The 26,493-nt window shown below is 64.3% G+C and carries 25 protein-coding genes; 12 read left to right on the forward strand and 13 right to left on the reverse strand.

Annotated elements, in window-relative coordinates; genetic code table 11:
- Nucleotides 1-100: 100 nt before the first annotated feature.
- The 5 genes from AC1DVV_RS15040 (at nucleotide 101) to AC1DVV_RS15060 (ending at nucleotide 4,890) form a co-directional block, all read left to right on the forward strand.
- On the forward strand, nucleotides 101-874 hold the full coding sequence (locus AC1DVV_RS15040; RefSeq protein WP_477666507.1) for an ABC transporter ATP-binding protein: 774 nt from the start codon (nucleotides 101-103) through the stop codon (nucleotides 872-874).
- Nucleotides 875-1,579, forward strand: a complete 705-nt coding sequence (locus tag AC1DVV_RS15045; protein WP_457281313.1) for an ABC transporter ATP-binding protein — start codon at nucleotides 875-877, stop codon at nucleotides 1,577-1,579.
- A 77-nt stretch (nucleotides 1,580-1,656) separates the two neighbouring features.
- Complete coding sequence (locus AC1DVV_RS15050; protein ID WP_477701686.1) at nucleotides 1,657-2,850, forward strand: ABC transporter substrate-binding protein; 1,194 nt, start codon at nucleotides 1,657-1,659, stop codon at nucleotides 2,848-2,850.
- 172 nt (nucleotides 2,851-3,022) lie between these two features.
- Nucleotides 3,023-3,907, forward strand: a complete 885-nt coding sequence (locus tag AC1DVV_RS15055) for a branched-chain amino acid ABC transporter permease (RefSeq protein WP_457281315.1) — start codon at nucleotides 3,023-3,025, stop codon at nucleotides 3,905-3,907.
- A gap of 2 nt (nucleotides 3,908-3,909) precedes the next feature.
- Nucleotides 3,910-4,890: a branched-chain amino acid ABC transporter permease gene (locus AC1DVV_RS15060; protein ID WP_457281316.1), complete on the forward strand. Its 981-nt coding sequence runs from the start codon at nucleotides 3,910-3,912 to the stop codon at nucleotides 4,888-4,890.
- A 114-nt stretch (nucleotides 4,891-5,004) separates the two neighbouring features.
- Here the strand turns inward: AC1DVV_RS15060 and AC1DVV_RS15065 are convergent, their stop codons facing one another.
- The gene (locus AC1DVV_RS15065; protein ID WP_477666506.1) at nucleotides 5,005-6,027 is read right to left on the reverse strand and encodes a GlxA family transcriptional regulator; all 1,023 of its coding nucleotides are present in this window, start codon (nucleotides 6,025-6,027) and stop codon (nucleotides 5,005-5,007) included.
- A 121-nt stretch (nucleotides 6,028-6,148) separates the two neighbouring features.
- Between AC1DVV_RS15065 and AC1DVV_RS15070 the strand changes: the two genes are divergently transcribed.
- A complete protein-coding gene (locus AC1DVV_RS15070; protein ID WP_477666505.1) occupies nucleotides 6,149-6,796 on the forward strand; it encodes a cysteine hydrolase family protein in 648 nt (215 codons plus the stop codon).
- A gap of 28 nt (nucleotides 6,797-6,824) precedes the next feature.
- On the opposite strand, the gene AC1DVV_RS15075 is transcribed toward AC1DVV_RS15070, so the two are convergent.
- The 4 genes from AC1DVV_RS15075 to AC1DVV_RS15090 form a co-directional block, all read right to left on the reverse strand.
- Nucleotides 6,825-7,691 (reverse strand): transglutaminase-like domain-containing protein, encoded by an 867-nt coding sequence (locus AC1DVV_RS15075; protein WP_457281319.1) that lies wholly within the window; start codon nucleotides 7,689-7,691, stop codon nucleotides 6,825-6,827.
- A gap of 358 nt (nucleotides 7,692-8,049) precedes the next feature.
- The gene (dbpA, locus tag AC1DVV_RS15080) at nucleotides 8,050-9,498 is read right to left on the reverse strand and encodes an ATP-dependent RNA helicase DbpA (protein ID WP_457281320.1); all 1,449 of its coding nucleotides are present in this window, start codon (nucleotides 9,496-9,498) and stop codon (nucleotides 8,050-8,052) included.
- A 23-nt stretch (nucleotides 9,499-9,521) separates the two neighbouring features.
- Entirely contained in the window at nucleotides 9,522-10,802 is a 1,281-nt protein-coding gene (locus tag AC1DVV_RS15085; protein ID WP_457281321.1) for an alpha-hydroxy acid oxidase, read from the reverse strand.
- A 7-nt stretch (nucleotides 10,803-10,809) separates the two neighbouring features.
- On the reverse strand, nucleotides 10,810-11,781 hold the full coding sequence (locus tag AC1DVV_RS15090) for a Bug family tripartite tricarboxylate transporter substrate binding protein (RefSeq protein WP_457281322.1): 972 nt from the start codon (nucleotides 11,779-11,781) through the stop codon (nucleotides 10,810-10,812).
- A gap of 106 nt (nucleotides 11,782-11,887) precedes the next feature.
- Between AC1DVV_RS15090 and AC1DVV_RS15095 the strand changes: the two genes are divergently transcribed.
- The gene (locus AC1DVV_RS15095; RefSeq protein WP_457281651.1) at nucleotides 11,888-12,688 is read left to right on the forward strand and encodes an IclR family transcriptional regulator; all 801 of its coding nucleotides are present in this window, start codon (nucleotides 11,888-11,890) and stop codon (nucleotides 12,686-12,688) included.
- Between the two features lie 88 nt (nucleotides 12,689-12,776).
- On the opposite strand, the gene AC1DVV_RS15100 is transcribed toward AC1DVV_RS15095, so the two are convergent.
- Together AC1DVV_RS15100 and AC1DVV_RS15105 are read right to left on the reverse strand one after the other, a co-directional pair.
- Nucleotides 12,777-13,562: a crotonase/enoyl-CoA hydratase family protein gene (locus tag AC1DVV_RS15100; protein WP_457281323.1), complete on the reverse strand. Its 786-nt coding sequence runs from the start codon at nucleotides 13,560-13,562 to the stop codon at nucleotides 12,777-12,779.
- Between the two features lie 17 nt (nucleotides 13,563-13,579).
- Complete coding sequence (locus AC1DVV_RS15105) at nucleotides 13,580-13,831, reverse strand: DUF2917 domain-containing protein (RefSeq protein ID WP_457281324.1); 252 nt, start codon at nucleotides 13,829-13,831, stop codon at nucleotides 13,580-13,582.
- Nucleotides 13,832-13,926: 95 nt separating this feature from the next.
- Between AC1DVV_RS15105 and AC1DVV_RS15110 the strand changes: the two genes are divergently transcribed.
- Entirely contained in the window at nucleotides 13,927-14,850 is a 924-nt protein-coding gene (locus AC1DVV_RS15110; RefSeq protein ID WP_457281325.1) for a LysR substrate-binding domain-containing protein, read from the forward strand.
- Here AC1DVV_RS15110 and AC1DVV_RS15115 read toward each other — a convergent pair.
- Together AC1DVV_RS15115 and AC1DVV_RS15120 are read right to left on the reverse strand one after the other, a co-directional pair.
- A complete protein-coding gene (locus AC1DVV_RS15115) occupies nucleotides 14,847-15,806 on the reverse strand; it encodes a pyridoxamine 5'-phosphate oxidase family protein (RefSeq protein ID WP_457281326.1) in 960 nt (319 codons plus the stop codon). The genes AC1DVV_RS15110 and AC1DVV_RS15115 overlap by 4 nt on opposite strands.
- Complete coding sequence (locus AC1DVV_RS15120; protein WP_477701687.1) at nucleotides 15,803-16,456, reverse strand: glutathione S-transferase family protein; 654 nt, start codon at nucleotides 16,454-16,456, stop codon at nucleotides 15,803-15,805. Before AC1DVV_RS15120 ends, AC1DVV_RS15115 begins: the two co-directional genes overlap by 4 nt.
- 140 nt (nucleotides 16,457-16,596) lie before the next feature.
- On the opposite strand from AC1DVV_RS15120, the gene AC1DVV_RS15125 reads away from it, so the two are divergent.
- Complete coding sequence (locus AC1DVV_RS15125; RefSeq protein ID WP_477666504.1) at nucleotides 16,597-17,487, forward strand: LysR family transcriptional regulator; 891 nt, start codon at nucleotides 16,597-16,599, stop codon at nucleotides 17,485-17,487.
- 60 nt (nucleotides 17,488-17,547) lie between these two features.
- A complete protein-coding gene (gorA, locus tag AC1DVV_RS15130; protein WP_457281329.1) occupies nucleotides 17,548-18,915 on the forward strand; it encodes a glutathione-disulfide reductase in 1,368 nt (455 codons plus the stop codon).
- Nucleotides 18,916-19,042: 127 nt separating this feature from the next.
- Here the strand turns inward: gorA and AC1DVV_RS15135 are convergent, their stop codons facing one another.
- From AC1DVV_RS15135 to AC1DVV_RS15145, 3 genes are read right to left on the reverse strand one after another with little or no spacing between them, the layout of a single operon-like run.
- Nucleotides 19,043-20,671: an alpha/beta hydrolase family protein gene (locus AC1DVV_RS15135; RefSeq protein WP_457281330.1), complete on the reverse strand. Its 1,629-nt coding sequence runs from the start codon at nucleotides 20,669-20,671 to the stop codon at nucleotides 19,043-19,045.
- 54 nt (nucleotides 20,672-20,725) lie between these two features.
- On the reverse strand, nucleotides 20,726-21,724 hold the full coding sequence (locus tag AC1DVV_RS15140) for an FHA domain-containing protein (RefSeq protein WP_477701688.1): 999 nt from the start codon (nucleotides 21,722-21,724) through the stop codon (nucleotides 20,726-20,728).
- Complete coding sequence (locus AC1DVV_RS15145) at nucleotides 21,721-23,079, reverse strand: S1 family peptidase (RefSeq protein WP_457281332.1); 1,359 nt, start codon at nucleotides 23,077-23,079, stop codon at nucleotides 21,721-21,723. Before AC1DVV_RS15145 ends, AC1DVV_RS15140 begins: the two co-directional genes overlap by 4 nt.
- A gap of 116 nt (nucleotides 23,080-23,195) precedes the next feature.
- On the opposite strand from AC1DVV_RS15145, the gene AC1DVV_RS15150 reads away from it, so the two are divergent.
- On the forward strand, nucleotides 23,196-24,695 hold the full coding sequence (locus AC1DVV_RS15150; RefSeq protein WP_457281652.1) for an AMP nucleosidase: 1,500 nt from the start codon (nucleotides 23,196-23,198) through the stop codon (nucleotides 24,693-24,695).
- A gap of 85 nt (nucleotides 24,696-24,780) precedes the next feature.
- Nucleotides 24,781-25,377 (forward strand): D-alanyl-D-alanine dipeptidase, encoded by a 597-nt coding sequence (gene ddpX, locus AC1DVV_RS15155; RefSeq protein WP_477701689.1) that lies wholly within the window; start codon nucleotides 24,781-24,783, stop codon nucleotides 25,375-25,377.
- Here the strand turns inward: ddpX and AC1DVV_RS15160 are convergent.
- A complete protein-coding gene (locus AC1DVV_RS15160; protein WP_477701690.1) occupies nucleotides 25,364-26,485 on the reverse strand; it encodes a mechanosensitive ion channel family protein in 1,122 nt (373 codons plus the stop codon). The genes ddpX and AC1DVV_RS15160 overlap by 14 nt on opposite strands.
- Between the last annotated feature and the right edge of the window lie 8 nt (nucleotides 26,486-26,493).

Below are 26,493 nucleotides of genomic sequence, written 5' to 3' on the forward strand. Positions count from 1 at the left end.
AGGATGACCACCTGTGTTTCACGGGTTCGCGCCTGCTGCCGCATCAGCCGCCGCGGCACCTTGCGCCCGTGATATCCAACCCATCTTCCGGAGAACCAATTTGTCAGTGGAGTTCATTCTCGAAACACGAGGGCTGACCAAGGAATTCAAGGGATTCGTGGCGGTCAACAACGTGGACCTGAAAGTCCAGCGCGGGCATATCCATGCGCTGATCGGGCCCAACGGCGCCGGCAAGACGACTTTCTTCAACCTGCTGACGAAGTTCCTCATCCCCACGCGCGGAAGCATTGTCTACAACGGTAATGACATCACGTTTGAGCAACCCGCGCAGACCGCGCGGCGCGGCATCGTGCGGTCATTCCAGATCTCTGCGGTCTTCCCGCACATGACGGTGCTGGAGAACGTGCGCGCCGCCTTGCAGCGCAACCTCGGCACCTCGTTCCATTTCTGGAAAGCGGAAGACACCCTGTTTCACCTGCATGGCCGTGCTCGCGAGCTGCTGGCCGAGGTCGACCTCAGCGACTTCGCCGACGAGCTCACCGTGAACCTGCCCTACGGCCGCAAGCGTGCGCTCGAACTCGCCACCACGCTGGCGCTGGAACCCGAACTGATGCTGCTGGACGAACCCACGCAGGGCATGGGCCACGAAGACGTGGACCGCGTGACGCAGCTGATCAAGAAAGTCTCGGCCGGCCGCACCATCCTGATGGTCGAACACAACATGAACGTGGTGTCGTCGATCGCCGATCGCATCACGGTGCTGCAGCGCGGCGCCATCATTGCCGACGGGCCTTATGCAGAAGTGTCAGCGAATCCGTTGGTGATCGAAGCTTATATGGGCACAGCGAACACCGAGCTTCAAGGGGCGCACTAGATGACCAAAGAGCTCCTCAAGATAGAAGACCTGCACGCCTGGTACGGCGAGTCGCACATCTTGCATGGCGTGAACCTCAGCGTCAACGAAGGCGAAGTGGTAACACTGCTGGGCCGCAACGGCGCCGGCCGCACCACCACCATGCGCGCCATCGTCGGCATGACGGGTGCACGCAAGGGCTCGATCCGCATCAACGGCGAAGAAGCCATCAAGCTGGCGCCGCACAAGGTGGCCCGGCTGGGCGTGGGCTACTGCCCTGAAGAGCGCGGCATTTTCGCCAGCCTGACAGCCGAAGAAAACCTGATGCTGCCGCCCACCATAGCGCCCGGCGGCATGAGCCTGGACGAAATCTACGCAATGTTTCCCAACCTCAAGGAACGCGCCAGCAGCCCCGGCACGCGGCTGTCCGGCGGCGAGCAGCAGATGCTGGCCGTGGCGCGCATTTTGCGCACAGGCGCGCGCCTCTTGCTTCTCGATGAAATTTCCGAAGGCCTGGCGCCGGTCATCGTGCAGAAGCTGGCAGAGATGATCCTCACGCTCAAGGCCAAGGGTTACACCATCGTGCTGGTCGAACAGAACTTCCGCTTCGCCGCGCCGCTGGCCGACCGCTTCTATGTCATGGAGCACGGCCGCATCGTCAAGCAATTTGCGCAGTCCGAGCTGACACAAAACATGGGCATGCTGCAGGAATACCTCGGCGTCTGAGGCCGGGTGCGCCGAATCCCTTTTCAGTCCTCATTTGGTCCCCCCCAGTTCACCCCCCATCCATAACAGGAGACATCATGAAACTCAAAGCACTTGCCGCCGCACTCGCCCTTGGCCTCACAGGCGCAGCCTTCGCACAGAACACCGGCCCGATCAAGATCGGCATCATCACCGACATGTCCAGCCTTTACGCCGACATCGACGGCCCCGCCGGCGCTGAAATGCTGAGGTGGGCCGTGCAGGATTTCGGCGGCAAGGTCCTGAACCGCCCCATCGAAGTGCTGAGCGCCGACCATCAGAACAAGGCCGACGTTGCATCATCCAAGGCGCGTGAGTGGATCGACAAGGATGGCCTGCAGATGCTGATTGGCGGCACCAACTCCGGCACGGCGCTGGCCATGTCCAAAGTCACCACCGAAAAGAAAAAGCCCTTCCTCGTCATCGGCGCCGGCTCGGCCCGCCTGACCAATGAAGACTGCTCGCCCTACACCATCCACTACGCCTACGACACGGTCTCGCTGGCCAAGGTCGCCGGTTCCGCGCTGGTCAAGGCCGGCAACAAGAGCTGGTACTTCCTGACCGCCGACTATGCGTTCGGCTACTCGCTCGAAGGCGATGCCTCCACCGTGGTCAAGGCCAACGGCGGCACCGTCGCCGGCACCGTCCGCCATCCGCTGAACGCCTCGGACTTTTCGTCTTTCCTGCTGCAGGCGCAGTCTTCCAAGGCGCAAATCCTGGCACTGGCCAATGCCGGCGGCGACTTCACCAACGCCATGAAGGCCGCCAAGGAATTCGGCATCGGCAAGACCATGAAGGTTGCCGGCCTGCTGGTGTTCATCAACGACGTGCACTCCCTGGGCCTGGCCAACACCGAAGGCCTGCAACTGGCCGACAGCTGGTACTGGAACCAGGACGACGCCTCGCGCAAATTTGCCAAGCGCTTCTTCGATAAATACAAGCGCATGCCTTCCAGCCTGCAGGCGGCCGACTATTCCGCCACCATGAGCTACCTCAAGGCCGTACAGGCCGCCGGCACAACCGATTCCGACAAGGTCATGAGCACGCTCAAGGGCATGAAGATCGACGACTTCTACAACAAGGGCCAGATCCGCGCCGACGGCCGCATGATCCACGACATGTACCTGTATGAAGTCAAGAGCTCCAAGGATTCGGGCACGCCATGGGACTACTACAAGACCATCGCCAAGGTGCCGGGCGAGCAGGCTTTCACCACGGTGGCCGACTCCAAGTGCTCGGCGCTCAAGAAGTAAAGCATCACTGCAACTGCGTAAACGTTGAACTGACGAAAAAACAAAAAACGGGGTAGAACGAGGGTTCGATCCAGCCGGTCATTTCGCAGAAATGCAGAATGACCGGCTGCTTCCTTAAAAGACCTTCGCGCTCCCGCCACAACTCACGGTATCGGTGTCCTGACAGGTTCCCATGGAAATTTTCGGCATTCCCCTGCAAGCGTTTATGGGCCAGCTGATGCTGGGCCTGGTCAATGGCGCCTTCTACGCCATGCTGAGCCTGGGGCTCGCGGTGATTTTCGGCCTGCTGGGCATCGTCAACTTTGCGCACGGCGCGCTCTACATGCTGGGCGCCTTCGCCGCCTGGATCATGCTGGACCAGTTCGGCATGAATTACTGGTTCGCGCTGGTGTTGGCGCCGCTGACGGTCGGCATTCTCGGCGTCATCATTGAGCGGCTCTTCCTCAAGCATCTGTACAAATTGGACCCGCTCTACGGCCTGCTGCTGACCTTCGGCCTGGCGCTGGTGCTCGAGGGCGTCTTCCGTGAAATCTACGGCGTCTCGGGCCAGAACTACAACGTGCCAGACCTGCTGGCCGGCTCCATGGACCTCGGCTTCATGCGCCTGCCCATCTACCGCGCCTGGGTAGTCGTGGTGTCGCTGGTAGTCTGCCTGGGCACCTGGTTCCTGATCGAACGCACCCGGCTGGGCGCTTACCTGCGCGCCGGCACCGAAAACGCGCCGCTGGTGCAGGCCTTTGGCATCAACGTCCCCATGATGGTGATGCTGACCTACGGCGCGGGCGCCGCCCTGGCAGCCCTGGCCGGCGTGCTGGCCGCGCCCATCATCCAGGTCAACCCGCTGATGGGCTCCAACCTGATCATCGTGGTCTTTGCCGTCGTCGTGATCGGCGGCATGGGTTCCATCCTCGGCTCGGTCATCACCGGCCTGGGCCTGGGCATCGTCGAAGGCCTGACCCGGGTGTTTTATCCTGAAGCGTCCAACATCGTGGTATTCGTCATCATGGTCATCGTGTTGATGTTCCGGCCCGCCGGCCTCTTCGGAAAGGAAGCCTGACCATGAGCGCCCTCTCCACCAAAGCCGCCAACATGCTGCGCATCACTTACCTCGTCCTGCTGGCTTTTGCGCTGGCTGCGCCCTTCCTGGGTCTCTACCCGGTGTTTGTGATGAAGCTGCTGTGCTTTGCGCTCTTCGCCTGCGCCTTCAACCTGTTGCTGGGTTTTACCGGCCTGCTCTCGTTCGGCCATGCCGCATTCTTCGGCTCTGCCGCTTATGTCACCGGCTGGTTCATCAAGTCGCAAAACTGGACACCCGAACTGGCTCTGCTGGCCGGCGCGGTGGCGGCCGGGCTGATCGGCCTGCTGGTCGGCCTGGTGGCCATCCGCCGCCAGGGCATTTATTTCGCCATGATCACGCTGGCGATTGCGCAGATGGTCTACTTCGTCTGCCTGCAGGCGAGCTTTACCGGCGGCGAGGACGGCCTGCAGGGCGTGCCACGCGGCAAGCTGTTCGGCCTGCTGCCGCTTGAATCCGACGTCACGCTGTATTACGTGGTGGTGGCGATTTTTGTGGCCTGCTTTCTGTTCATCTCGCGCATCGTGCACTCGCCCTTCGGCCAGGTGCTCAAGATGATCCGCGAAAACGAACCCCGCGCCATCTCGCTGGGCTACAACGTCGACCGCTACAAGCTGCTGGCCTTTGTGCTGTCGGCCGCGCTGGCCGGCCTGGCCGGTTCGATGAAGACCCTGGTCATGGGTTTTGCCACGCTGTCGGATGTGCATTGGTCCATGTCGGGCGAGGTCATCCTGATGACCCTGCTGGGCGGCGTCGGCACTTTCTTCGGCCCGGTCATGGGCTCGGGCATCGTGATCGCGCTGCAGAACCTGCTGGCCGACAAGGTCGGCTCCTGGGTCACCGTCATCATCGGCGCGATCTTTGTGCTGTGCGTGCTCGCCTTCCGCAAGGGCGTGATCGGTGAGTTGCAGGCCTTCCTCGAACGCCGCCGCGCCGCGGCCAAGGCTGCCGCGGCAAAACCCTGACCGGCAGGGCCGGGCGGCCGTCCCGTCCGGCTGCTTTTAAAGTCCTTCATTTGCTATTATTTTAATAGCTGCTTGCGCTTGTCACCATTGGCTAACAGCCTCATTTTCTCAACATCAGTCACCCCGGAACTCGCGCCGGTACATCGACGGCGAGGTACCAAGCGTCGCCGCAAAGTGCTGCCGCAGGGATACCGCCGAGCCGAATCCCGCATCCAGGGCAATCTGCTCCATCGAGCGGCCGGTTGATTCGAGTTGCCGCTGCGCCAGCGCCAGGCGCTGGCTGGTCAGCCACTGGCCCACGGTGGTCCCGGTGATGTGCCGGAAATGCCGGGTGAAGGTGCGCCGGCTCATCAGGGCACGCGCCGCCAGCGTGTCGAGGCTGTGGGGCTGGCGCAGGTTTTCCTGTACCCACGCCAGGATGGCCGACAGCCGGTGGTCGGAGCCTGTGGCAGGCAGGGGTTGCTCCACATACTGCGCTTGGCCGCCCTGCCGCTGCGGCGCCACCACCATGCGGCGCGCCACCCGGTTGGCGGTTTCTGCGCCGAAGTCCCGGCGCAGCAAATGCAGGCAGCAATCAATGCCGGCGGCCGTGCCTGCCGAGGTCAGCACGTCACCGTCGTCCACATACAGCACATCGGGCTGCAGCCTGACCTGCGGATAGCGCTCGGCAAAAGCCGGCGCCAGCGCCCAGTGCGTGGCGGCAGGCCGGCCGTCCAGCAAGCCGGCCTCGGCCAGCACAAAAGCCCCCAGGCACAGCCCGACGATGCGCGCGCCGCGCTTGTGCGCCGCACGCAAAGCCTTGAGCAGGGCTTCGGACGGCCGCTCCATCGGGTCCCGCCACGACGGCACCACCACGGTTTGCGCCTTGGCCAGCACGCTCAAGCTGTGCTCCACCGCAATGGTGAAACCGGCGGTCGTGCGCAGGCTGCCCGGCGTTTCGGCGCACACCAGCAGCCTGAAGCGCGGCAGGTCTGGCCCTGAAAAATCGTTGCCAAACACCATGCACGGCACGGAGAGGTGGAACGGACTGATGCCGTCAAACGCCACCACAGCGACCGTGCTGAGCTGACTTGTGGTGCGCGACTTGATGCGTGACTTGCCAGCTGTCGGCACCTGTGAAAGTGTGTTTTTCGACATGACCCGATTCTATCGAATATTGTCAATTGGGCCACTTTCATGAAAGCTCCCCCAGCCCAACAATCACACCATCAGCATTCGTTGATCACTTGATTCAGCAACAACCCGCAGGAGCAAACACATGGCCATCCCGAACTCAAAGCCCGCAGCACCACGCCGCGCCCTCGTCGTCATCGATGTGCAAAAGGAATATTTCAGCGGCGGCGGCCTGCTCATCGAATACCCGCCGGTGGAAAAAACCTTGCCCAATATCGGCCGCGCCATGGACGCGGCGCGCGCTGCGGGTATCCCGGTGGTGGTGGTGCAGCACAGCGAATCGGCCGCGTCGCCGCTGTTCGCCAAAGGCTCCCCCCTGTGGGAACTGCATGAGACCGTGGCGAGCCGCCCGCGCGACCACTACGTTGAAAAATCCTGGCCCAGCGTCTACACCGGCACCGACTTCGCCGGATGGCTGGAAAAAAACCGCATCGACACCCTCACCGTGATCGGCTACATGACACACAACTGCGACGCTTCCACGATTTTTGAGGCCACGCACCGCGGCCTGCATGTGGAGTTCTTGCAGGATGCCAGTGGCGCACTGCCGTATGCCAACGAGGCTGGCCGGGCCAGTGCCGAGGAAATTCACCGCGTTTTCAGCGTGGTGTTTCACTCGCGCTTTGCCGCCACAGGCTCCACCGACGCCTGGATCGCCGCGGTCCAGGCCGGCGGTCGGCTGGAGAAGAACAACGTCCTCGCGTCGAACCGCGCGGCGCTCGCAGCACGCTAGCAGCCAAGCCGGCTACCGACTCCCGTGCTCAAAGGCCGTCGGTCGAAAGCGCATGGTTCACGCGCTGCGGCACGACCAGTTGCCCATAGCCATCGGGCACAGCCTGGATGTGGATGATGGGTGCGCTGGACGTGACGCTGCCGAACAACATGGCAAAAGCCGCGTCGGCCGCATCACGGCCGGTGGCAAACCGCACAAAGCCCATGGGAATGGCGGTGCCTGACGGATCGAACAGGTACCAGCGATGGCCCAGGTAGACCTCGACATAGGCATGGAAGTCGGTGGGGCCGAGCGCAGGGTCGGCGCCGTAATCAATGCCGGTGGCAAAACGCGCCGGCAGGTTGAGGGCGCGGCATAGCGCGATCATCAAGTGCGCGAAGTCGCGGCAAACCCCGACGCGCTCCACCACCGTGTCGATCGCCGAGGTGCTGCCGTGCGAGCTGTTGGACTCGAAACTCACGCGCTGCTGCACCCACTGGCAGATGGCTTCTGCCCGGCTGTAGCCTTGCTGCAAATGACCGAACTCGTTGGAGGCCAGCTTCTGCAGCCGGTCGGACTGGCAGTAGCGGCTCGGGTAGATGTAGGGCAGCACGGCACCGGGAAGCTGGCAGACCGGCACCTCGCCCAACTCACCGGGCGCCGCTGTGTAGTGGTAAATGTCTACGGTGGCTTCATAGCGCACGCTCAGTGGGCCGGGCTGGGCCTGCAGGCGCAGGTAGCGGTTCCGGCTCGCCGGGTCGGTGTCGATGGTGAAGGGCACCGGCTGGCTGACCTGCAGGTTTTCGGCCTGCACGATCTGTTGCTGCGTGTGCGCCGCGTGGACGTTGAAGATGAAGTCGCCGCCCGGAGGCGCGACGTCGTAGTTGAGTTCGACGGAAAACTGGAGCCTGACCATGGATTCTTTCCTTGCCGTTGCGCAAGGGTCAGGCCTGGAGCAAGCCTGCCGCCGCGCAATCGTCAATCAATGAAGGGAGCCTCTCAGCGTGGCGCTCGCCGCAGGCGGGCACCTGCGCAAAAGCGCGCTGATCTGGGGTACCAGTCATTGTGGACCTCTTCGAGGCGGATACCGGCGATTTGCGGCGGTTTGCGGCTTTGGCGTCCGCCATGACCACGCGGCGTCCGGCTTGCGGGTGGCATGGGCGCCTACACGTCAGGGCTGCCGGCACGAATCAGCACTCTCTTCGCTATAAATTTAATAGCTGCTCGCGCAATTCAGGTATGGGCTGAGGGCCGATTTTGCTTAAAAATCCAGGTCAGCGGCCCTCAGGCTCGTCATCCAGCAGCCGCACTTTCACGCTTTTGCCCTTGACCCGCCCGGTGGACAGCTTGTGCAGGGCTTCGGCAGCAATCGCACGGTCCACCGCCACATAGGTGGAGAACTCGTTGACGTTGATCTTGCCGACCTGCTCACGCGTGAAGCCGGCCTCGCCGGTCAGCGCGCCCAGCACGTCGCCGGCGCGGATTTTTTCCTTGCGCCCGCCCACGATCTGCAGCGTCACCATGGGCGGCAGTAGCGGTTCATTGCTGGCGGGTGTCAGTTCGGTCAATTTGTGCCACTCGGATTCAGCCTTTTGCAGCACCTCGATTTTCCCGACATAACCCATCTCGTCCATGCTGGCCAGGCTGATGGCCCAACCCTCTTCATCAGCGCGGCCAGTGCGGCCGATGCGGTGGATGTGCACCTCGGCGTCGGGCGTCACGTCGACGTTGATGACCATCGCAAGCTGCGCGATGTCCAGGCCGCGGGCAGCCACATCGGTGGCCACCAGCACCGAGCAACTGCGATTGGCAAACTGCACCAGCACCTGGTCGCGCTCGCGCTGCTCCAGCTCGCCGAACAGCGCCAGCGCGCTAAAACCCTGCTCTTTCAAATAGGCCACCAGTGCGCGGCACTGCGACTTGGTGTTGCAGAACGCCAGCGTGCTGACCGGGCGGAAATGCCGCAACACCTGCGCGACGGCGCCCAGGCGGGCTTCGTCATGGTCGCTGTCCGGCACCTGGTACCAGCGCTGCTGGATTTTGGTTTTTTCATGCTGCGCCTGCACCGTGATGGTTTGCGGCGCCTTCATGAATTGCTGGCTCAACTTGGCAATGCCTTCAGGATAGGTTGCCGAGAACAGGAGTGTCTGCCGCTCTTTCGGGCACTGCTTGGCGACGGTGACGATGTCTTCGAAGAATCCCATGTCCAGCATGCGGTCGGCTTCATCGAGCACCAGGGTGTTCAGCGCTTCCAGGGTCAAATTGCCGCGCGCCAGGTGGTCCATGATGCGGCCGGGCGTGCCCACCACAATGTGCGCGCCGTTTTCCAGGCTGGCGGTCTGGTTGCGTAGCGGCACACCGCCGCACAGCACCACCACCTTGGTGTTTTCCTCGGCCCGCGCCAGACGGCGGATCTCGGTCGCCACCTGGTCGGCCAGCTCTCGCGTGGGGCACAACACCATGGCCTGTATGGCAAAGCGCCGTGCATTGAGGTTGGCCAGCAGAGGTATCGCAAAGGCGGCGGTCTTGCCGCTGCCGGTTTTGGCCTGGGCAATCAGGTCTTTGCCCAGCAGCGCCACCGGCAAGCTGGCAGCCTGGATGGGCGTCATGCTGAGGTAGCCGAGCTGCCGCAGGTTGGCCAGCACGGCGGCATTCAGGGGCAGGCTGGCGAAGTCGGTATTGCCGGCGGAAGAGGAGGAGGAAGGGGAAGGAGAGGAGCTCATCCCCCATTATCGGTGCCGGGCCTTCAGCGGCCTGAACCAGACTGCATTTGCAGCCCATGGCCACCATCCCTCGCGAGTGCCAGCTCGCGCAACTGTGCACCGTGTACTTCCGAAATGGAGGTCAGACCGAGCAGGCCCAGATCACGCTGGACTTCGTCGGCCAGGATGCGGATTGCATGGCGCACGCCCTCTTCGCCGGCGACGGCGGCCGCATAGTTGAACGGGCGGCCGACAAACACGAACCTGGCGCCAAGTGCGAGCGCCTTCAGGACGTCCGTCCCGCGCCGGATGCCGCTGTCCATCATGACCGGGAAGTCGGCGCCAACCGCCCGGACAACCTCGGGCAGTACGCGCAGCGGCGAGACCGTGCCATCGAGCTGGCGGCCGCCGTGGTTCGACACGATCAGACCGTCGGCGCCCATGTCCCGCACCTTGCGTGCGTCCTCGTGGTTCATGATGCCCTTGACCACCAGGGTGCGTTTCCACTTGCGGCGGATGAGGGCCAGGTGCTCCCAATCCAGGTGGTCCTTGGCGCCGAAGTCACGTGCCACCCGCGACGAGAGGATCGGAGCGCCACGGGTCGCGTACGAGTTCTCGAAGTGCGGCATGCCGTGCACCACCATCGTCCGCAGGAAGGTGCCGATCGTCCAGCGGGGGTGGGTGAGCCCCTCCCACGCCAGGTGCAAGCCCGGTCGCAGGGGCGTGGAAAAGCCTGCACGGATGTTGTTCTCGCGGTTGGCGAGCACGGCGGTGTCGACCGTCAGCACGAGCGTCTTGACGCCCGCACGGTCAACGCGGTCGATCAACGCCTCGATCTTGGCGGTCTCGCCCGGCAGGTAAGCCTGGAACCACGTCTCCGGGGCCGCGGCCATCACCTCTTCCAGCGGGATAAGTGAGGAGCCGCTCATGATCATCGGCACGCCCTCGGCCGCCGCTGCGCGGGCCTGCACGAGGTCGCCGCGATACGCGCTGAGCGCACTGATGCCCATAGGCGCGATGCCGAACGGTGATGCGTAGCGCCTCCCCAGAAGATCGACCGCCTGGCTGCGGCCGGACACGTTGCGCAGCACTCGCGTGATGAAACCGAACTCCGAGAACGCTGCGCGGTTATCGTGCAGCGAGGCCGAGTCTTCCGCTCCGCCGGCGATGTATTCAAAGAGCGGGCGCGGCAGGTGGCGCCGGGCGCCTGTTTCGAAATCCTGCAACGACAGGAATTTTCGCAAGCTCGGTACCGCGACGGGACGTGCTCCCGGTGACAGGCGCGTCACCCTCGGCACGGCCTCGGAAGAGGCGAATTGCGACATATGGAGATCAGTTCACCTGGATGTTTGCTTCGCGGATCACCTTGTCCCAAAGTCCGGTCTCCTTGCGGATCATGTCGGTGAGCTCGGCCGCGTCCGCAAGCTCGATGTCGACCCCCTGTTCTTCGAAACGCCTGGCCACCCCAGGGTCGAGCGACGCCTTCTTCATCGCCGCATAGAGGCGCGCGACGACGGGCGCCGGCGTTCCGTTGGGCGCGAAGATGGCATTCCAGCTCTTGTAGCCGAAGCCGCGAACGGTGTTCGAAATCAAGGGGATCCCCTTCAGAGGTACTGCGGCGCTGGGGGCGGTGAGGCCGATGACGCGCAGCGAGCCGTTCTGGGCCATGCCGGTGAACGAAGGCATGGTTCCGAACATCGCATGGATCTGGCCGGAGACAAGGTCCGTGGTCGCCGCCGAAGCCCCGCGGTACGGCACGTGCTTGATGTCGATCTGCGCGGCGCGCGCGAACAGTTCCGTGCCGAGGTGAGCCAATCCCCCGACGCCTGCAGAGCCGAAGTTCAGTTGGCCCGGATGTGCCCTGGCATACGCAACCAGCTCCGCGATCGTCTTGAACGGCATCTTCGCCGTCACCACCAGCACGTGTGGTGCCGTGGCGATCATCCCCACCGGCGTGAGCTGGGTCAGGATGTCCACACGCGGCTTCTGCAGCAGGGGTTGTGCCGTGATGTTGCCGGAGGCGGCGAAGAGCAGCGTATGGCCATCGGCCTTCGAGCCTGTCACCTTCTGCATGGCAGGCACGCCGGCGCCGCCGCCGGCGTTCTCGATGATGAAAGGCTGTCCCAGGGCGGCGCTCATGGCCTGGGCCAGATCGCGGCCGAGGACGTCCGTCGCGCCACCGGCGGCGAATGGAATCACCATCCTGGTCGAAACCGAAGAGGCGCCCTGCGCCCAGGCGCCGAACGCGGCGATTGCAGCCGCCGAAGCAAGGAAGCTACGGCGCCTGGCGTGCATGTTTGTCATGGAACGTGTCTCCTGGATCAAGGAGCGCATGATCCGAACAAAGATACAGGATAGGCAATGCGTTACGCCTGACGTAACGGTGCGCGGGCTTGAATACAATCCGGCCATGCCGCAAGAGTCCAGGTCCAAGCCGCCGCATGCGACGCCGAAGCGACTTCTCGCGGACGGGCCGGTGGGAACCTCGACGCGTCCAGGCGACGAGAACGTCACGGCCGTGGCGCGTGCGCTGGCTATCCTCACTGCCTTCGAAGGCGACGAGCTCTTTCTCCCGCTGGCGGAGCTCGCACGCCGTACCAGCATGCACAAACCCACGGTGCTGCGGCTTGCGCGCACGCTCGCTGCAGCCAGATTCCTCGTCAGGCGCGAAGACGGTGCGTGGCGGCTCGGCCCTGCAGTAGGCTGGATGGGCTCCCGCTACCAGGCGCAGTTCGACCTCGACTCCGCCATCGAACCCATCCTTCGCCAGCTTGGTACGGCCACGGGAGAAAGCGCCTCGTTCTTCGTCTTCGAAGGCAACCTGCGCAGCTGCCTGATGCGTTGCGAGGGAACGGCAGGTGTTCAGAGCCAAATTCGCTCTGGCGAGGTTTTTCCCCTGGACCGCGGATCCGCCGGCCGGGTGATTCTGGCTGCCCTGGGCGAACCGGGTGATCTGAATGAGCGCATCCGTCGATGCGGTTTCCACATCACCCGCGGCGAGCGGAACTCGAAAATCGCGAGCGTCTCCGCGGCCGTGCGCGGACGCCATGGCGCCGTGCTGGGCTCTGTCAGCACGGCGGGCCCGGTGGAACGACTGACGGGTGCGGTACTCGCGCGTTACGCGCCCGCCACGGTTCTGGCGGCGAAGCAGCTCGGGCAAGCGCTCGGCGCCATGCCTTCCACGGCGCTGCGGGCAACCTGGCATCCGTGATCTGCGTCGCAAACGACGCGAAATGTCACCCGGGCGCACCTGATGTGATGTGATGCACTATCCTGTGCGGCCTGCGAAAAATGCAGCCTCAGCGATGAAGAAATACAGGCTGCCGCTTCTCCACAAACGCTGCCGTTCCCTCCCGTGCGTCTGGCGAAGCCGCGGCGATCATGAACTGCGCGGCCTCGATCGCCAGGCCTTCGTCGATGGAAACATTCAGGCCGCGCGTCACCGCACGCAGCGAGGCTGTCACGGCCACGGCGGAGTTTTCGGCGATGCGGTCGGCCATTCGCAGGCAGGCCGGTATCAGTTCATGGGCCGGCACCACATGGTTGATGAGGCCGATCAGCAGGGCTTCCTCTGCACTGATGGCGTCGCCGGTGAGGATCATTTCGTTGGCGCGCTTGCGCCCTATGTGGCGCGGCAGGCGCTGCGTGCCGCCAAAGGGCGGTGGAAAGCCCAGCCGGATTTCCGGTTTGGCAAAGCTGGCGTGCTCCGCCGCAATCGCCAGGCTGCAGGCTTCCATGGTTTCGCAACCGCCGCCGAAGGCGATGCCGTTGACGGCCGCGATGATGGGCTTGGGGTAGTTTTCGATGCGCCGCGTCATCGTCTGGCCGCGCATGACGAAGTTGCGGTAAGCCGCCTCGGGCGACGCTGCGATGTCGGGCGCAAAGCCCGCGATATCGGCGCCCGCGCTGAAAGCCTTGTCACCCTGCCCCGTCACCACCAGGCAGCGCACGCTGTCGTCGCGCTCCAGGGCACTCAGCCTGTCCATGAGTTCATCGATCAAGGCGTAGCTCAGCGCATTGAGTTTTTCGGGGCGATTCAGGGTCAGTACCACGTGCTGGCCATGGCGTTCGGTTTCTATCAGCATGGGGTCTCCTCAGGGCTTCAGGCAGCAGCGTCGGGGAATACGAACGACAGCACACCGCAACCGCGCGGGGCGCCCACAAAATAAGTCGCGGCTTGCGGCGTGACAAAGGACTGGCCGCTCTCCAGCACGACGTCGCTGTCCCGGCGCCCGGCCAACGCATCGCTGGTGATCCAGAGGCAGCCCCCAGTGCAGGCCAAAACCTGGCCGCGCGGCAGGCGCAGGGGTTTGGGGATGGACCCGAGCTCCAGCGGGGTTTGCGAGGCATGCATGGCGGACTCCTTGAAAAGTGTGGTTTGATTCTTCTTTGGAACCGGTCCGCGCGGCCGGATGGTTTGTCATACGGGGTATTCCAATCATTCATGCCATGCTGAACAGCCCTTCCACCAGCGCATTGCGCGCCATGTCGCTCGATGCCATCCGCGGTTTCGAATCCGCCGCGCGGCACCTGAGCTTTACGGCAGCGGCCGAAGAGCTTTGCATCACGCAATCAGCTGTGAGCAAGCAAGTGAAAAGCCTGGAAGATGCGCTGGGCACGACGCTGTTCCTGCGTGGCGGCAAGGGCCTGAGCCTGACGCCGCAAGGCCGTGAGCTTTATGAGACGGCCCGCGCCGCGCTGGCGCAGCTGGCCTCGGCCGTGGACCGCCTGCTGGCGGTGGACAGGGTCTCTGTGGCTGTCACCACCACGCCCTCTTTCGCCGCGCTGTGGCTGGCGCCCAAACTCGCCAGGTTCCAGTTGCTGGAGCCCGCCATCGATGTGCGCGTCGACGCCACGGAAGCGCGCGTCAACCTGGAGCGCGAAGGCATGGATCTGGCCGTGCGGCTCTACCCTGTGCTGCCGGGCGGCGAAGACCCGCCACCCCTGCTGCAGGAGCAGGCCCTGCTGGTGGCGGCGCCGGCCGTCGCGACGCGCATTCGTAACGCCGCCGACATCACGGCCACACCGCTACTGGTCTATTACGACCCGGCCACGCGTTTCCCCTGGATGTCGTGGCCGGACTGGTACGAGCGCCTGGGCTTGAAACAATCGGCGCAGCAGCCGTGCCTGTATTTTTCGCAGTATGAGCATGTCCTGACCGCGGCCGTGCAAGGCGCCGGCGTCGCGATAGGGCGCACGCCACTGGTGCTGCCGCTGTTGCGCAGCGGCCAGCTCACGGTTGTCTTGCCCGGCGAGACGGTCGCGGGTTTGGGCTATCGCATCGTGATCTCAGCCCACAGTGCAGAGCGGCCGGCCGTGCAGAAGTTTCGCGCGTGGCTGGAGCGCGAACTCGCGCTCGAAGCCATAGGCTAAGCCCAGGCGCCGGTAGCTTCCAGCACCGGGGAGAGTTCCGCCTCGCCCCAGCGCAGCGGCAAGGAAGATTCCACCAACCGCATGGACTGCACCTTGAAACGCATCAGGCGCTGCGCGCCGGTGAAGGACTGCACCTCGGGCCCGTCCCAGATGATGTCGGCCGTGACGGCCAGGTACAGCAGGTCGCCGTTGTCGAAATCAATGAACAGCAAGCCGGCACGCGGGTTCACTACCAGGTTGCCCAAGGTGTTGAAGAAGTAGTTGCCGACGAAGTCCGGCACGGTCAGGGTGCCGTCGGCCTCCACGCGCACAAAGCCGGGCTTGCCGCCGCGGTGCGACACGTCCACGCCGCCGGCGCGGCCGGCTTGCTCACCGTTGCCCTCATAGGCTGTGGCGATGAACAGCGTGTCCGCCTGTTCAATCATGCGGCGCGCCGCGTCATTGAGCTGCGCCGACGCGTGCACCACCGGCCCGGCTGCGGGCGCGGGACGGTCCGCATAGACAGGCTCGCGCGCCTGGATGTATTTGGGGCAGTTGCCGAAACTCTGGCTCAGCTCCACAGCGAAGCCCGAGGCACTCACGCCGCGAACGATGCCGTTCATGCGGTTACGCCTGCGCGTGTGCGGCTCTATGCCCAGCAGGCCTATCGCGGCGCCGTCTGCCAGCGTGCCTTGCAGGGGATCACCTGCGAGCGGCTGCGTGCGCACCACCAGGTGATGCGCATCGGGCGAGTGGATAAAACCCGGCGGCTGGGCCAGCACCGAGGCCCAGGGCTGGCCGCTCGCGTCCACCGTGCCGGCAACCACAAAAGGCAGTTGCTCAAAAAACTCACGGTGCTGGTCGGGCATGAAGTCGCGAATCACGCGCGGGCCGATTTCCGCCATGCGCGCGCGCACGGCCGCGCCCACGCGCGCTTGCGCAGCGCGCTCGCCTTCGTGGAAAGTGGCGGTGCTCATGCGGCCAGCCCTGTCGGCGTCCTGACCATGGGCACAAAGCGCGGCAAGGCCTCTATGCGGGCCAGCCAGGCGCGTATGCGCGGGTAGGCTTCCAGCGAGACCTTGCCCTCCGGCGCATGGGCCGAATAACTGTAGTTGGCGATGTCGGCCAGTGTGGGGGTGCTGCCCGCGAGAAAAGCCGACTGGCCCAGCTGCTGCTCCATCACCGCGAACAGGGCATGCGCGCGCTCAATGGCTTCCGGGCTTTCCGGCCGCTTGAACAGCTGGATGACGCGCGCGGCGGCCGGGCCGGAGGCGAGCTGCCCCGCAGCGACCGACAACCAGCGCTGCACCGCCGCAGCGGCCAACGGGTCGCGCGGCAGCCATTGCTCGGCATCCGGCGCGTAGCGTGCGTTGAGGTAGACCAGGATGGCGTTGGAATCGGCCAGCGTGACGTCGCCGTCCTGGATCACCGGCACCTGGCCGAAGGCGTTCATGGCCAGGAAGGCCGGCGTCTTGTGCCCTTTGGTGGCGAGGTCGATCTCGATGCGCTCGAAGGGCAGGCCCAGCAGCGAGAGAAACAGTTCCACCCGGTGCGAATGGCCGGAGATGGCGACGCGGTACAGGCGTATGGGTTGTGCGGGCTGGGCTTTGGCGGCGGGTGTGCTCATGGCGGGGCTTTCGGCGGGTTGAAAAATCTTGCTCTCGGGAATGGATTGTGTTTGAACCGTTATTCTGAATAAATGGCTCTAATGATATTTAACTAGTCCATTAAGTGGATGAATCCTCGCAACAGGCGTAGCATGTCGCCATGGACAAACTCCGGGCCATGCAGGCCTTTATTCACATTGCCGAACAAGGCAGCCTCACGGCCGCAGCCCAGGTCATGGAATCGTCGCTGCCGGCCATGGTGCGCACGCTGGCCGGCTTCGAGGCGCAGCTGGGCGTGCGCCTCTTCAACCGCACCACCCGGCGCATCTCACTGACCGAGGAAGGCCGGCGCCACCTGGAGAGCTGCCGGCAGGTGCTGGCCACACTCGCGGACGCAGAAGCGGCACTGACGGCCGACGCGGCCGAACCCGCCGGACACCTGACCATTACCGCGCCCATGCTGTTCGGCCAGATGCATGTGGCGCCCGCCGTCACGCGCTTTGTGCAGCACCACGACAAGATGCGCTGCTCCATGGTGCTGCTGGACCGCGTGGTGAATCTGCTGGAAGAAGGCATCGACGTCGGTATTCGCATCGGCGAGCCTGAAGACTCCAGCCTGGTGGCGCAGAAGGTGGGCACCATCCGCCGCCTGGTGGTGGCCAGCCCGGCCTGGGTTCGCCGCCACGGCGTACCAAAACACCCCAAGGACCTGCTCAAGGCCAACTGCGTGCGACTGACGGACCATTCCCCCACATGGGGTCCGTTCATAGACCAGGGCCGACCGCTTCGGCTTGCCGTCAGTGGTAATCTGGAGTTCAACCAGATCGCACCGGCTGTGGCGGCCTGCGCGGCGGGTGTGGGATTCGGTTCTTTTTTGTCTTACCAGGTGGCGCCGTTTTTAAAAACCAAACAATTGCGCACCGTGCTGGAGGGTTTCGAGCCGCCGCCCCGGCCCATCAACATTGTTTACCCGCACGCCCGGCTGCTGCCCATGCGCACGCGGGTGTTCATTGAGTGGATGAAAAAAGAGCTCCGGGAATTCCAGTCTTGAGAGCCGGCATCAAGGCACCCGAAAAAGCAACGTCAGCAGACACCAGAACAAGGACAGCGAATGCAGACTTTTGATTTTGACCTTTTCGTGATCGGCGGCGGCAGCGGCGGTGTGCGCGCCGCGCGCATGTCGGCCCAGCGCGGCGCCCGTGTGGGACTGGCCGAATTCGCTGCGATGGGCGGCACCTGCGTGAACGTGGGCTGCATTCCCAAAAAGCTCTACAGCTATGCGGCCCACTACGGCGACAGCTTTGAAGAGTCGCGCGGCTTCGGCTGGACCGGCGAGGCGCCGGTGTTTGACTGGGACACGCTCAAGGCCAACCGTGTCCGCGAGATTTCGCGGCTCAACGGCATTTATGTGCAGCTGCTTGAAAGCGCCGGCGTGCAGATCATCACCGGCTGGGCACGGCTGCTTGACGAGCACACCGTCGAGGTCGACGACAAAAAGTTCACGGCCAAAAACATCCTGATCTCCACAGGCGGTACCGCCACAGTGCCTGCCGTGCCGGGACGCGAACATGTGGTGACCTCGGACCACATGTTTGACCTCAACCCCTTCCCGAAGCGCCTGCTGGTGGTGGGCGGCGGCTACATCGCTTGCGAATTCGCCTCGATCTTCAATGGGCTGGGCTCACAGGTCACCCAGGTGCATCGTCGCGACATGCTGCTGACCGGCTTTGACGATGATGTGCGGCGCTTCATTGCCGCCGAGATGAGCAAGACCGGCATCACCCTGCAGCTGGGCGCAGAGATCGCCGCTATCGCCAAAACCGCCACAGGCCTGCAGGTGACGCTCAAGGACGGCGGCGGCCTGGAGGTGGACACCGTGCTCTACGCCACGGGCCGGGTTCCCAATGCGAATGGCATCGGGCTTGAAGCTGCCGGTGTGGCCGTCAACGCAGCCGGTGCGATCCAGGTCAATGCGCACTACCAGACCTCGGTGCCGTCCATCTATGCGCTGGGCGACGTGACGGCGCGCATGCAGCTGACACCGGTGGCGTTGGGCGAAGCCATGGTGGTGGTGGACCAGCTCTTCGGGCCGGCCGCCGGCAAAAAGCCGCGCAACATGAGTTATGAGTTTGTGCCGACCGCCGTCTTCACCCATCCCAACATCGGCACGGTTGGCTATTCAGAGGCCGATGCGCGCGCAAAGTTCGGCAAGGTCACGGTGTTCCGCGCCGACTTCAAGGCACTCAAGCACACGCTGAGCGGCAGCACCGAACGCACGCTCATGAAGCTGCTGGTCGAAGACGCCACCGACCGTGTGGTCGGCCTGCACATGGTGGGGCCGGACGCCGGCGAAATCGTGCAGGGTTTTGCCGTGGCCATGAAGGCCGGTGCGACCAAGGCAATATTTGACAGCACCATCGGCATCCACCCCACGGTGGCGGAAGAGTTTGTGACGATGCGCGAGCCGGTCAAGGACTGATTTCAGCGCCCTCCCGGTGCAATCTCAACGCAATGCCCGGCACGCACGTTGGCGGGCCGATGCAGCTGTGTTTCAAGGTCTTTGATGCACGACATCGCCACGAAAAAATGGCAAGACCGCCGAAACTTCAGTTAGCACGCGCCGCCACTCCGATCTCGCTCAAATACTCTTTGAGGGCGGTGCGCCATAAAGCAGGTTTGTGATAAATATGATGTCCGTCACCCTCGATCGGGGGCTGAAGCAGCAAGCGTCCCTTGCCCCCTGCCGCCTGAAACGCTTCGTAGGAAGCGCGTATGGTGTTGGCGGTATAGCGGCTGTCGTTTTCCGCGAAGACCCAGAGCGTGGGAACGCGCGTGGTTTTTCCGAACTCCGCGAACCCATCCACCATCATCCGGTTGAGGTGGCCGGGGCCGCTGCCGATTTTTCTTATATCGTTTCGCCCGCCTGAAAAATCGATGGCCCCGATGAGCCCCGTCGGGCTCTGGCTGGCGAGGTACATCGAGAGGTAGCCTCCGGCCGACTGGCCCGAGAGGATGAGCCGGCTGGCATCAAGCTCCGGGCGGGTCTTGAGCCAGACCAATGCGGGCAAGACGTCTTCGGACTGTACACGCGCCTTGTAAGTGGCGTCGCCGTCCTCATGGGAAAAGTTTTTCGGATAAGTGCCTTCAGACATGCCCACGCCACGGCGTGCGGGCATCAGCACGGCCACGCCCATTTGCAGAAACTCGCGCGCAACCACCATATCGCGGAACCGTTCCTTGTCGCGATTGAATACGATATCCCCGTGACTGAATACCGTAACCGGATAAGGGCCCCCGCCAAAACGACGGACCTCGGGTAACAGCAAAGTGGCTTCCAGCCGGTTGGTGCCGAAGGTGCCGGGCACCTGGTAAGTGATGACTTCCTCTCGCCAGGCAATGGGCGGGCTGGCATAGCCGATAACAGGGGCCGGTTCCTGCCCCTCAAGCCAGCCGGCGACGGCCTTGGCCACAATGGCCTCCTGCCCCTGCAGCACGTGCTGGCTACCACGCCCGCAATCATCCTTGCCGTCCTGCTGCTCGTAACCTACCTGGACAAAAGTAAAACGGCTGCGCTGGGCCAGGATTTGCGCCTCCGGAAAAGGTGCACTGTCGCATTGAGCGCCAGGCGCGTGCAGCATCAGTACGGGCTTGCGCAAGGCGCTCCAGTCGCTGGTGCGGTTGTTCTTCAATACGCTGGAGGCCACGACGATCTTCCCGAATCCTTCCAGGTCGTCGGCGATGTCCAGCAGCGGAGCCACCAGGGAAAAGCCGGCCAGATGAACCTGCGCTCCGGGAAACGACTGCTGCGCCTGCTTGAGCGCCGCGGCAAGGTCTTGCCGCACCTCCCGGCGCGGCCTGGCGTTGAGGTTACGGCGTTCGGCATCGCTGGGCGGGTCCACGTACACCAGGGCCACACCCTGGGCCTGCAGCTGAACCGCCCCACGCACCCAGGGCCCGCCGAGGGTTAACGCGGCAGGGCCGTTGGCAACCTTGAGTTGGGGTACACCGCCGGGTTGCGGGTAGACCAGCACGTGCCTGACCGGCTGGTTGCCCCCAACCGCATCGCCGTAAAGGGCAATGGCCAGCGTGACACTCTGTCCGGTTGGCGATACACGGGTGGACAAAGTCTGCACGGTCCAGTCCTGGGCCTTCGACTGCAAAGCGCCGCCCAGCAGCAGCACAGCCAATGCAAAACGAATGCAGGCGGAAAGCACCATCAGATGACGTGATTGCATTTCCCGGGCTCCACCTCGACTTTGAACTTGCATGAAACAGGCCGGAGGCTTTGCCTAGTCCGCGTCCGGATCTTCAGGCGTATCCGAATCCGGCTCGCGGTCTTTCAGGCGTTCGTCGAGGCGCTGGCGGATGGTGCCGGCCTCTCCGAGAAACTGCACCAGGGGCACAGCCGGCGCCATGCGCAGGGACGGCGGGTAGAGGGTGGACATGTAGAGCTTGTTGGACAGGCGCTTGTTCTGCAGCCAGTTGGTGCCCAGCATGGCCACAATGCCCAGCACGGTCACGCCGGCCACCAGCCCCGCCAGTCCACGGCGGCGCTGCGGGACGATGACCGACAGGTGCACATAGATGGCCGCAGCCGCCCCCAATAGCAGCAGCGGCGTTTCAAAGCGCGCCAGGCTTTCGAGCGAGAACATGAAAGCCAGCAGGCCGGCCAGCGTGGCAACCAGCTGTATCGCCACCGAACTGGTGCAGGCAATACGGACATGGCGCCAAAACTGGAGGTGGCCGGTAAACAGCTTGGTGGCCAGGGCCCACAGCCCCGCCCACACGGTGATCGCCATGGCCACCGCCGCCATCAGGCCGGGCAATTGCCGCGCCAGCTGGGAAGGCTCGGTCAGGGTCAGCCACGATTGCCCCACCACCAGGGTCAGCATGGCGGCCAATGCCAGCAAAGTCCAGCCGGTCGTGCGCCACGGAAAGTGCGGCAGCCGCTCTTCAGCGGCCACCGGCGCTTCCGCCAGGCGCAGCCCCAGCTTCAGCCGGCCCAGGGTCAGGGCCTCGCCGGCAGGCCAGCTGAACTGCGTGCCCTGGCCATGCAGCGTCCGGTTCAGCGCGACACCGTTGACCGTGTCCAGCACCTGCACCATCACTTCGCCTTCCGGCGTGCGGTCTATGCGCAGGTGTTCAGCGGCCACATGGCCGTCATCCAATACCAGGTCGGCGGTGAGTGCACGGCCCACGGTAACGGGCCAGTGCCGCACGTCAAGGCGGCCCACCAGTGCGCCATTGCGGTCGGTGGCCTGCAGCAGGGCGAGATTGCCGGCGCTCATGGTGCGGCCTCCCATTTAAAACCGCCCAGGTAATGCGCCACCAGCTTGAGGCCGTTGTCAAAACTTACGCCCTGCGCGTCCATGCGTCCCTGCACACCGCGTGTGGACTGGTTGACGGACATCGTCAGCACCGACACGTCATACAGACCCGGCAGCTTGCGGTAGGCACTCATGCACACCACGGCGCGCATGGGCATGCCGCCCGTTTCGACGAAGCGTTCAGAGCACTCGGCCGCCGTGGCCTTGCGTGAACCCCGGGTGGAGAAGTACTCATTACCGAAGCTTTGCGAATACATGACGGCAAAACGCAGAGGGCCCAGCTTGGGCGCGTTGTAGGCTTCGTAGCGCAGGCGGATGTAGCCGGTGTTGAAATCGCCCGCGAACACGTGGCTGTCAATCTGGCAGTCGGTGCGCTCCAGGTCAAAGGCCTTGAAGTCGGGCTCGCGCCCGCGGCCCCAGCAGCGGGCCAGGGAATCTTCGGGCACGGGCACGCTGTAGCCACCGTGCTTTTGCGCCGTGAGCGGCACCGCGGTGAATTTTTGCGTCAGCAGTGCCTGGTGCTCGCCCAGCTGGCGCGCCACCTCGGCATGCGCCGGCTTGGTAATGGGCTTGGCCGAAGCGGCCTTTGCCAACAATGCCTGGGCGAATTCGGCAGGGATCAGAAAGCTCAGCAGGTCGCCGTCCAGCCGCTTGGATACGTTGATACCGACCACCTGGCCGGCATCGTCCAGCGCCGGGCCGCCGCTCATGCCGGGGTTGAGCGCGCCGCCGAAAAAGATACGCGGGTAAAAGCTGCGCTGCACGAGGCCGTTGTAGGTGCCTTCCGTGACCGCAAAACCGATGTCCAGCGGATTGCCCAGTGAATAAATGCGTTCGCCGCGCGCCAGGGGCCTGTCCGCCCCGCGAAAAGCCAGCTGCGGCATTCCCGTTGCCGGCGTCTTCACGCGCAGCAGCGCCAGGTCGTTGCGCACGTCAAAGGCGAGCAATTCAACCTCGGCCTCCTTGCCGTCCACCGGCACGTAGACGCCGCGGTAGCGCTCGGGCTCCAGCGCCAGCTGGCTGGCCACATGGAAGTTGGTAATGATGAGCCCGTTGGCCGAGACAAAAAAGCCCGAGCCCACACTGGCCTGGGTGTTGGAGTTACGCAGCAGGGTGCGGATCTGCACCAGTTTGTCGCGCGTGGTTTCATAGGCGCGCTGGGCGTCACGGGAGATCTGCGCCGGTGCGGCGGCAGCAGGCGCCTGCGGGGCACGGCCCGGTGCCGGGGCCTGCGCCTGGGCCACCTGCAGGCACAGGGTACCGAGCAAGACTGCCGCCAGCGTGCGCAGGTGCCCCGAAAGGTTGTGGTGTTTCATCAGGGCATTCTAGGGTGTGCCGCGGCACTTGCCGCACAATGATGTGCATGCCCTGCGGTGCTACGCTTTGCGAAAACCACCTGATGGACCTTCACCATAAAAACAAGGCTTTTTTCATGCCCTATCTGCCGCCTTTCATAGCCCCGACCCGCTACAGCGACCCGGCCGCCGCACTGGCACAGGTTCGCGCCATTTATGACCAGCAGATTGCCCACCTGCGCGATGCAATGCAGCGCTATGTGGCCGGCGAGACCCTGCCCGGCCATGTGCGCGCCTGCTACCCTTTCGTGCGCATCCACACCGACACCGTGGCCCGGGCCATCCTGGAGACGCCCGACATTTCGCAGTTGAGCTTTGGCTTTGTGGCCGGTCCCGGCCGCTTTGAAACCACACTGACCCGGCCCGACCTCTACGGCAACTATTACCTTGAACAATTCCGCCTGCTGATGCAGAACCACGATGTGGAGCTGGAAATAGGCACCAGCACGCAGCCCATCCCCATCCATTTTTCGTTTGCGGAAAACGACCATATTGAAGGCAGCATGGATGCAGCGCGCCGCATGCTGATGCGCGACGTGTTCGACCTGCCCGACCTGGCCGCCATGGACGACGGCATTGCCAACGGCACCTACGAACCCCTGCCCGGCGAGCCGCAGCCGCTGTCGCTGTTCACCGCGGCGCGCGTCGACTATTCGCTGCAGCGCCTGCGCCACTACACCGGCACCTCGCCGCACTGGTTCCAGAACTTCGTGCTGTTCACCAACTACCAGTTCTACATCGACGAGTTCGTGCGCCTGGGCCATGAAGCCATGGCCGACCCGGACAGCGAGTACACCGCCTTCATCGAGCCCGGCAACGTGGTGACCCGGCGCGCCGGCCTGCCCGCCGAGGCCGGCGACGAGCTTGGCGTGCAGCCGCCCCGCCTGCCGCAAATGCCGGGCTACCACCTGCTGCGCGCCGACCGCACCGGCATCACCATGGTCAACATCGGTGTGGGCCCGGCGAACGCCAAGAACATCACCGACCACATCGCCGTGCTGCGCCCGCACGCATGGATCATGCTGGGCCACTGCGCCGGCCTGCGCAACAGCCAGCAACTGGGCGACTACGTGCTGGCGCATGGCTATGTGCGCGAAGACCACGTACTGGACGAAGAGCTGCCGCTGTGGGTGCCGATCCCGGCGCTGGCTGAAATCCAGGTCGCGCTGGAAAAAGCCGTGGCTGACGTGACCCACGCCGTGGGCCCCGACCTCAAGCGCATCATGCGCACCGGCACCGTGGCCTCCACCGACAACCGCAACTGGGAGCTGCTGCCCGGCAACCAGCCGCAGCGCCGCTTCAGCCAGAGCCGCGCCGTGGCACTGGACATGGAAAGCGCGACGATTGCCGCCAACGGCTTTCGCTTTCGCGTGCCCTACGGCACCCTGCTGTGCGTGAGCGACAAGCCGCTGCACGGCGAGATCAAGCTGCCCGGCATGGCCAACCATTTCTACCGCGAGCGCGTCGACCAGCACCTGCGCATTGGCATCCGTGCCATCGAGCTACTGCGCGCCGAAGGCATCACGCAGCTGCACAGCCGCAAGCTGCGCAGCTTTTCGGAAGTCGCGTTCCAGTAGGTCCGTCAGTTGCTATACTTTTGGTAGCTGCTTGCGCACGACCCTATTGGCCTGCAGCCTTATTTTTCATAAATACCACCTGCCCATGAAAAATCTTTCACCGCTCGTTCCTGTCACAGAAGCCAGTCATGGCGTTGTGATCGACCTGATCTACGCAAGCACCAACAACTTCACCGGCCAGGTGATTTATGACAGCCCGCTGTGCTTCTTGCATCCGCAGGCAGACGCCGGCCTGCGCAAAGCCATAGCGGCCGCAAAAGACATGGGCTTTCAGCTCAAGATTTTCGACGCCTTCAGGCCGCAGGAAGCGCAGGAGGCACTTTGGGCCGTGGCGCCCAACCCCGCCTACATCGCCGATCCGGCCAAGGGTTCCAACCACACGCGGGGCGTGGCGCTTGATGTCACGCTGCTGGCGCACGACAGGCAGGAGCTGGACATGGGCACGCCGGTCGACACCATGACGCACGGGTCCCATCACTTTCACACGGCACACCCTGTGGCCGTCCAGGTCAACCGCATGCGGCTGCTCACGGTCATGCTGGAAGCGGGCTTTGTGCACCACCCCAACGAATGGTGGCACTACCAGTTGCCGGACGCCAAAAGCTTTCCGCTGATCGACAGCCATGCCTTCATGCGCTGCGTGGGCGAGGGCCAGCAGCCCGTCCGGCTCAAGGCCGCCTGAACTCGCCGGCCTGATCGGCAGGAGGGCCGGCAGCCGGCAGCTCCGCCGGCTGCCGCGGCTCGGCTGACTCGGTACGCACCAGCGGCAAATGCTGCGGGTATTCGCGCTGCATGAAGTCCACCAGCGCCTCTCGCACCTTGCAGCGCAAGTCCCAGTTCAGGCTGGAGTTGGCGGACGTCACCAGCACCCGCAGCTGCATGCTGCGCTCGCCTGATTCCACCACCTGCAGCAGGCACAGCCGCTTGTCCCACTCGGGCGCCTCCTCGCAGGCGCGCCGTGCCGCGTCGCGCAGCGGGGCCAGGGGCGTGCGGTAGTCAACCCAGATAAAGACCGTGCCGATGATCTGGGCGCCGGTGCGCGTCCAGTTCTGGAAAGGGTTTTCAATGAACCACTGCAACGGAACGATCAGGCGCCGCTCGTCCCAGATTTTCAGCACCACATAAGTACCGGTGATCTCCTCCACCCGGCCCCATTCGCCCTGCACGATCAGCACGTCGTCCAGGCGGATGGGCTGCGCCAGCGCCAGCTGCAGGCCGGCAATCAGGTTGCTGAACACGGGCCGGGCCGCGATACCGATCACCAGCCCCGCCACACCCGCCGAAGCCAGCAGGCTGGCCCCGAACTGGCGGGCGCCGGGAAAGGTCATCAACATCAGGGCCAGCCCCGTCAGCAGCACGATGAACATGGCGGTGCGCGCCAGCATGCGGGTCTGCGTATGGATGCGGCGGGCATTGAGGTTGTCCTCCACATCGACCGGGTGCAGCCCGATCACGCCCAGCGCGGCGCCGCGCGCCGCGCGCATGCCCGCCCAGGTCAGGGCGGCGAGCAGCAACAGGCCATTGGCATGGCGCACTCCGTTGATCAGCGGAAAGGTATCCGGCGCGCCGTGCCACACGGCCTGCAGGGCAATCAGGGGCAACAGCACCTGCACCGGAGAGCGGCATTGTTCGGCAACCCGGGCCATCACAGGCATGGAACGCGTCAGCCGCAGGACAACGACAGCACCTATGGTGTGCGCCACCAGCGCCAGGGCAACGCCGATGCCGGCTGCCAGCAGGACGTGCAGCGAAGAGTCGTCCGCCCAGGAAAGGAGTGCTGCGAAGTTCATTCAGTGGC

This window comes from Polaromonas sp. P3_B4 (assembly GCF_056402835.1).

Coding starts and splice junctions, on each gene's coding strand:
- AC1DVV_RS15045 (WP_457281313.1), top strand. CDS start 875: ATGACCAAAGAGCTCCTCAAGATAGAAGACCTGCACGCCTGGTACGGC.
- AC1DVV_RS15050 (WP_477701686.1), top strand. CDS start 1,657: ATGAAACTCAAAGCACTTGCCGCCGCACTCGCCCTTGGCCTCACAGGC.
- AC1DVV_RS15055 (WP_457281315.1), top strand. CDS start 3,023: ATGGAAATTTTCGGCATTCCCCTGCAAGCGTTTATGGGCCAGCTGATG.
- AC1DVV_RS15060 (WP_457281316.1), top strand. CDS start 3,910: ATGAGCGCCCTCTCCACCAAAGCCGCCAACATGCTGCGCATCACTTAC.
- AC1DVV_RS15065 (WP_477666506.1), bottom strand. CDS start 6,027: ATGTCGAAAAACACACTTTCACAGGTGCCGACAGCTGGCAAGTCACGC.
- AC1DVV_RS15070 (WP_477666505.1), top strand. CDS start 6,149: ATGGCCATCCCGAACTCAAAGCCCGCAGCACCACGCCGCGCCCTCGTC.
- AC1DVV_RS15075 (WP_457281319.1), bottom strand. CDS start 7,691: ATGGTCAGGCTCCAGTTTTCCGTCGAACTCAACTACGACGTCGCGCCT.
- dbpA (WP_457281320.1), bottom strand. CDS start 9,498: ATGAGCTCCTCTCCTTCCCCTTCCTCCTCCTCTTCCGCCGGCAATACC.
- AC1DVV_RS15085 (WP_457281321.1), bottom strand. CDS start 10,802: ATGTCGCAATTCGCCTCTTCCGAGGCCGTGCCGAGGGTGACGCGCCTG.
- AC1DVV_RS15090 (WP_457281322.1), bottom strand. CDS start 11,781: ATGACAAACATGCACGCCAGGCGCCGTAGCTTCCTTGCTTCGGCGGCT.
- AC1DVV_RS15095 (WP_457281651.1), top strand. CDS start 11,888: ATGCCGCAAGAGTCCAGGTCCAAGCCGCCGCATGCGACGCCGAAGCGA.
- AC1DVV_RS15100 (WP_457281323.1), bottom strand. CDS start 13,562: ATGCTGATAGAAACCGAACGCCATGGCCAGCACGTGGTACTGACCCTG.
- AC1DVV_RS15105 (WP_457281324.1), bottom strand. CDS start 13,831: ATGCATGCCTCGCAAACCCCGCTGGAGCTCGGGTCCATCCCCAAACCC.
- AC1DVV_RS15110 (WP_457281325.1), top strand. CDS start 13,927: ATGCTGAACAGCCCTTCCACCAGCGCATTGCGCGCCATGTCGCTCGAT.
- AC1DVV_RS15115 (WP_457281326.1), bottom strand. CDS start 15,806: ATGAGCACCGCCACTTTCCACGAAGGCGAGCGCGCTGCGCAAGCGCGC.
- AC1DVV_RS15120 (WP_477701687.1), bottom strand. CDS start 16,456: ATGAGCACACCCGCCGCCAAAGCCCAGCCCGCACAACCCATACGCCTG.
- AC1DVV_RS15125 (WP_477666504.1), top strand. CDS start 16,597: ATGGACAAACTCCGGGCCATGCAGGCCTTTATTCACATTGCCGAACAA.
- gorA (WP_457281329.1), top strand. CDS start 17,548: ATGCAGACTTTTGATTTTGACCTTTTCGTGATCGGCGGCGGCAGCGGC.
- AC1DVV_RS15135 (WP_457281330.1), bottom strand. CDS start 20,671: ATGCAATCACGTCATCTGATGGTGCTTTCCGCCTGCATTCGTTTTGCA.
- AC1DVV_RS15140 (WP_477701688.1), bottom strand. CDS start 21,724: ATGAGCGCCGGCAATCTCGCCCTGCTGCAGGCCACCGACCGCAATGGC.
- AC1DVV_RS15145 (WP_457281332.1), bottom strand. CDS start 23,079: ATGAAACACCACAACCTTTCGGGGCACCTGCGCACGCTGGCGGCAGTC.
- AC1DVV_RS15150 (WP_457281652.1), top strand. CDS start 23,196: ATGCCCTATCTGCCGCCTTTCATAGCCCCGACCCGCTACAGCGACCCG.
- ddpX (WP_477701689.1), top strand. CDS start 24,781: ATGAAAAATCTTTCACCGCTCGTTCCTGTCACAGAAGCCAGTCATGGC.
- AC1DVV_RS15160 (WP_477701690.1), bottom strand. CDS start 26,485: ATGAACTTCGCAGCACTCCTTTCCTGGGCGGACGACTCTTCGCTGCAC.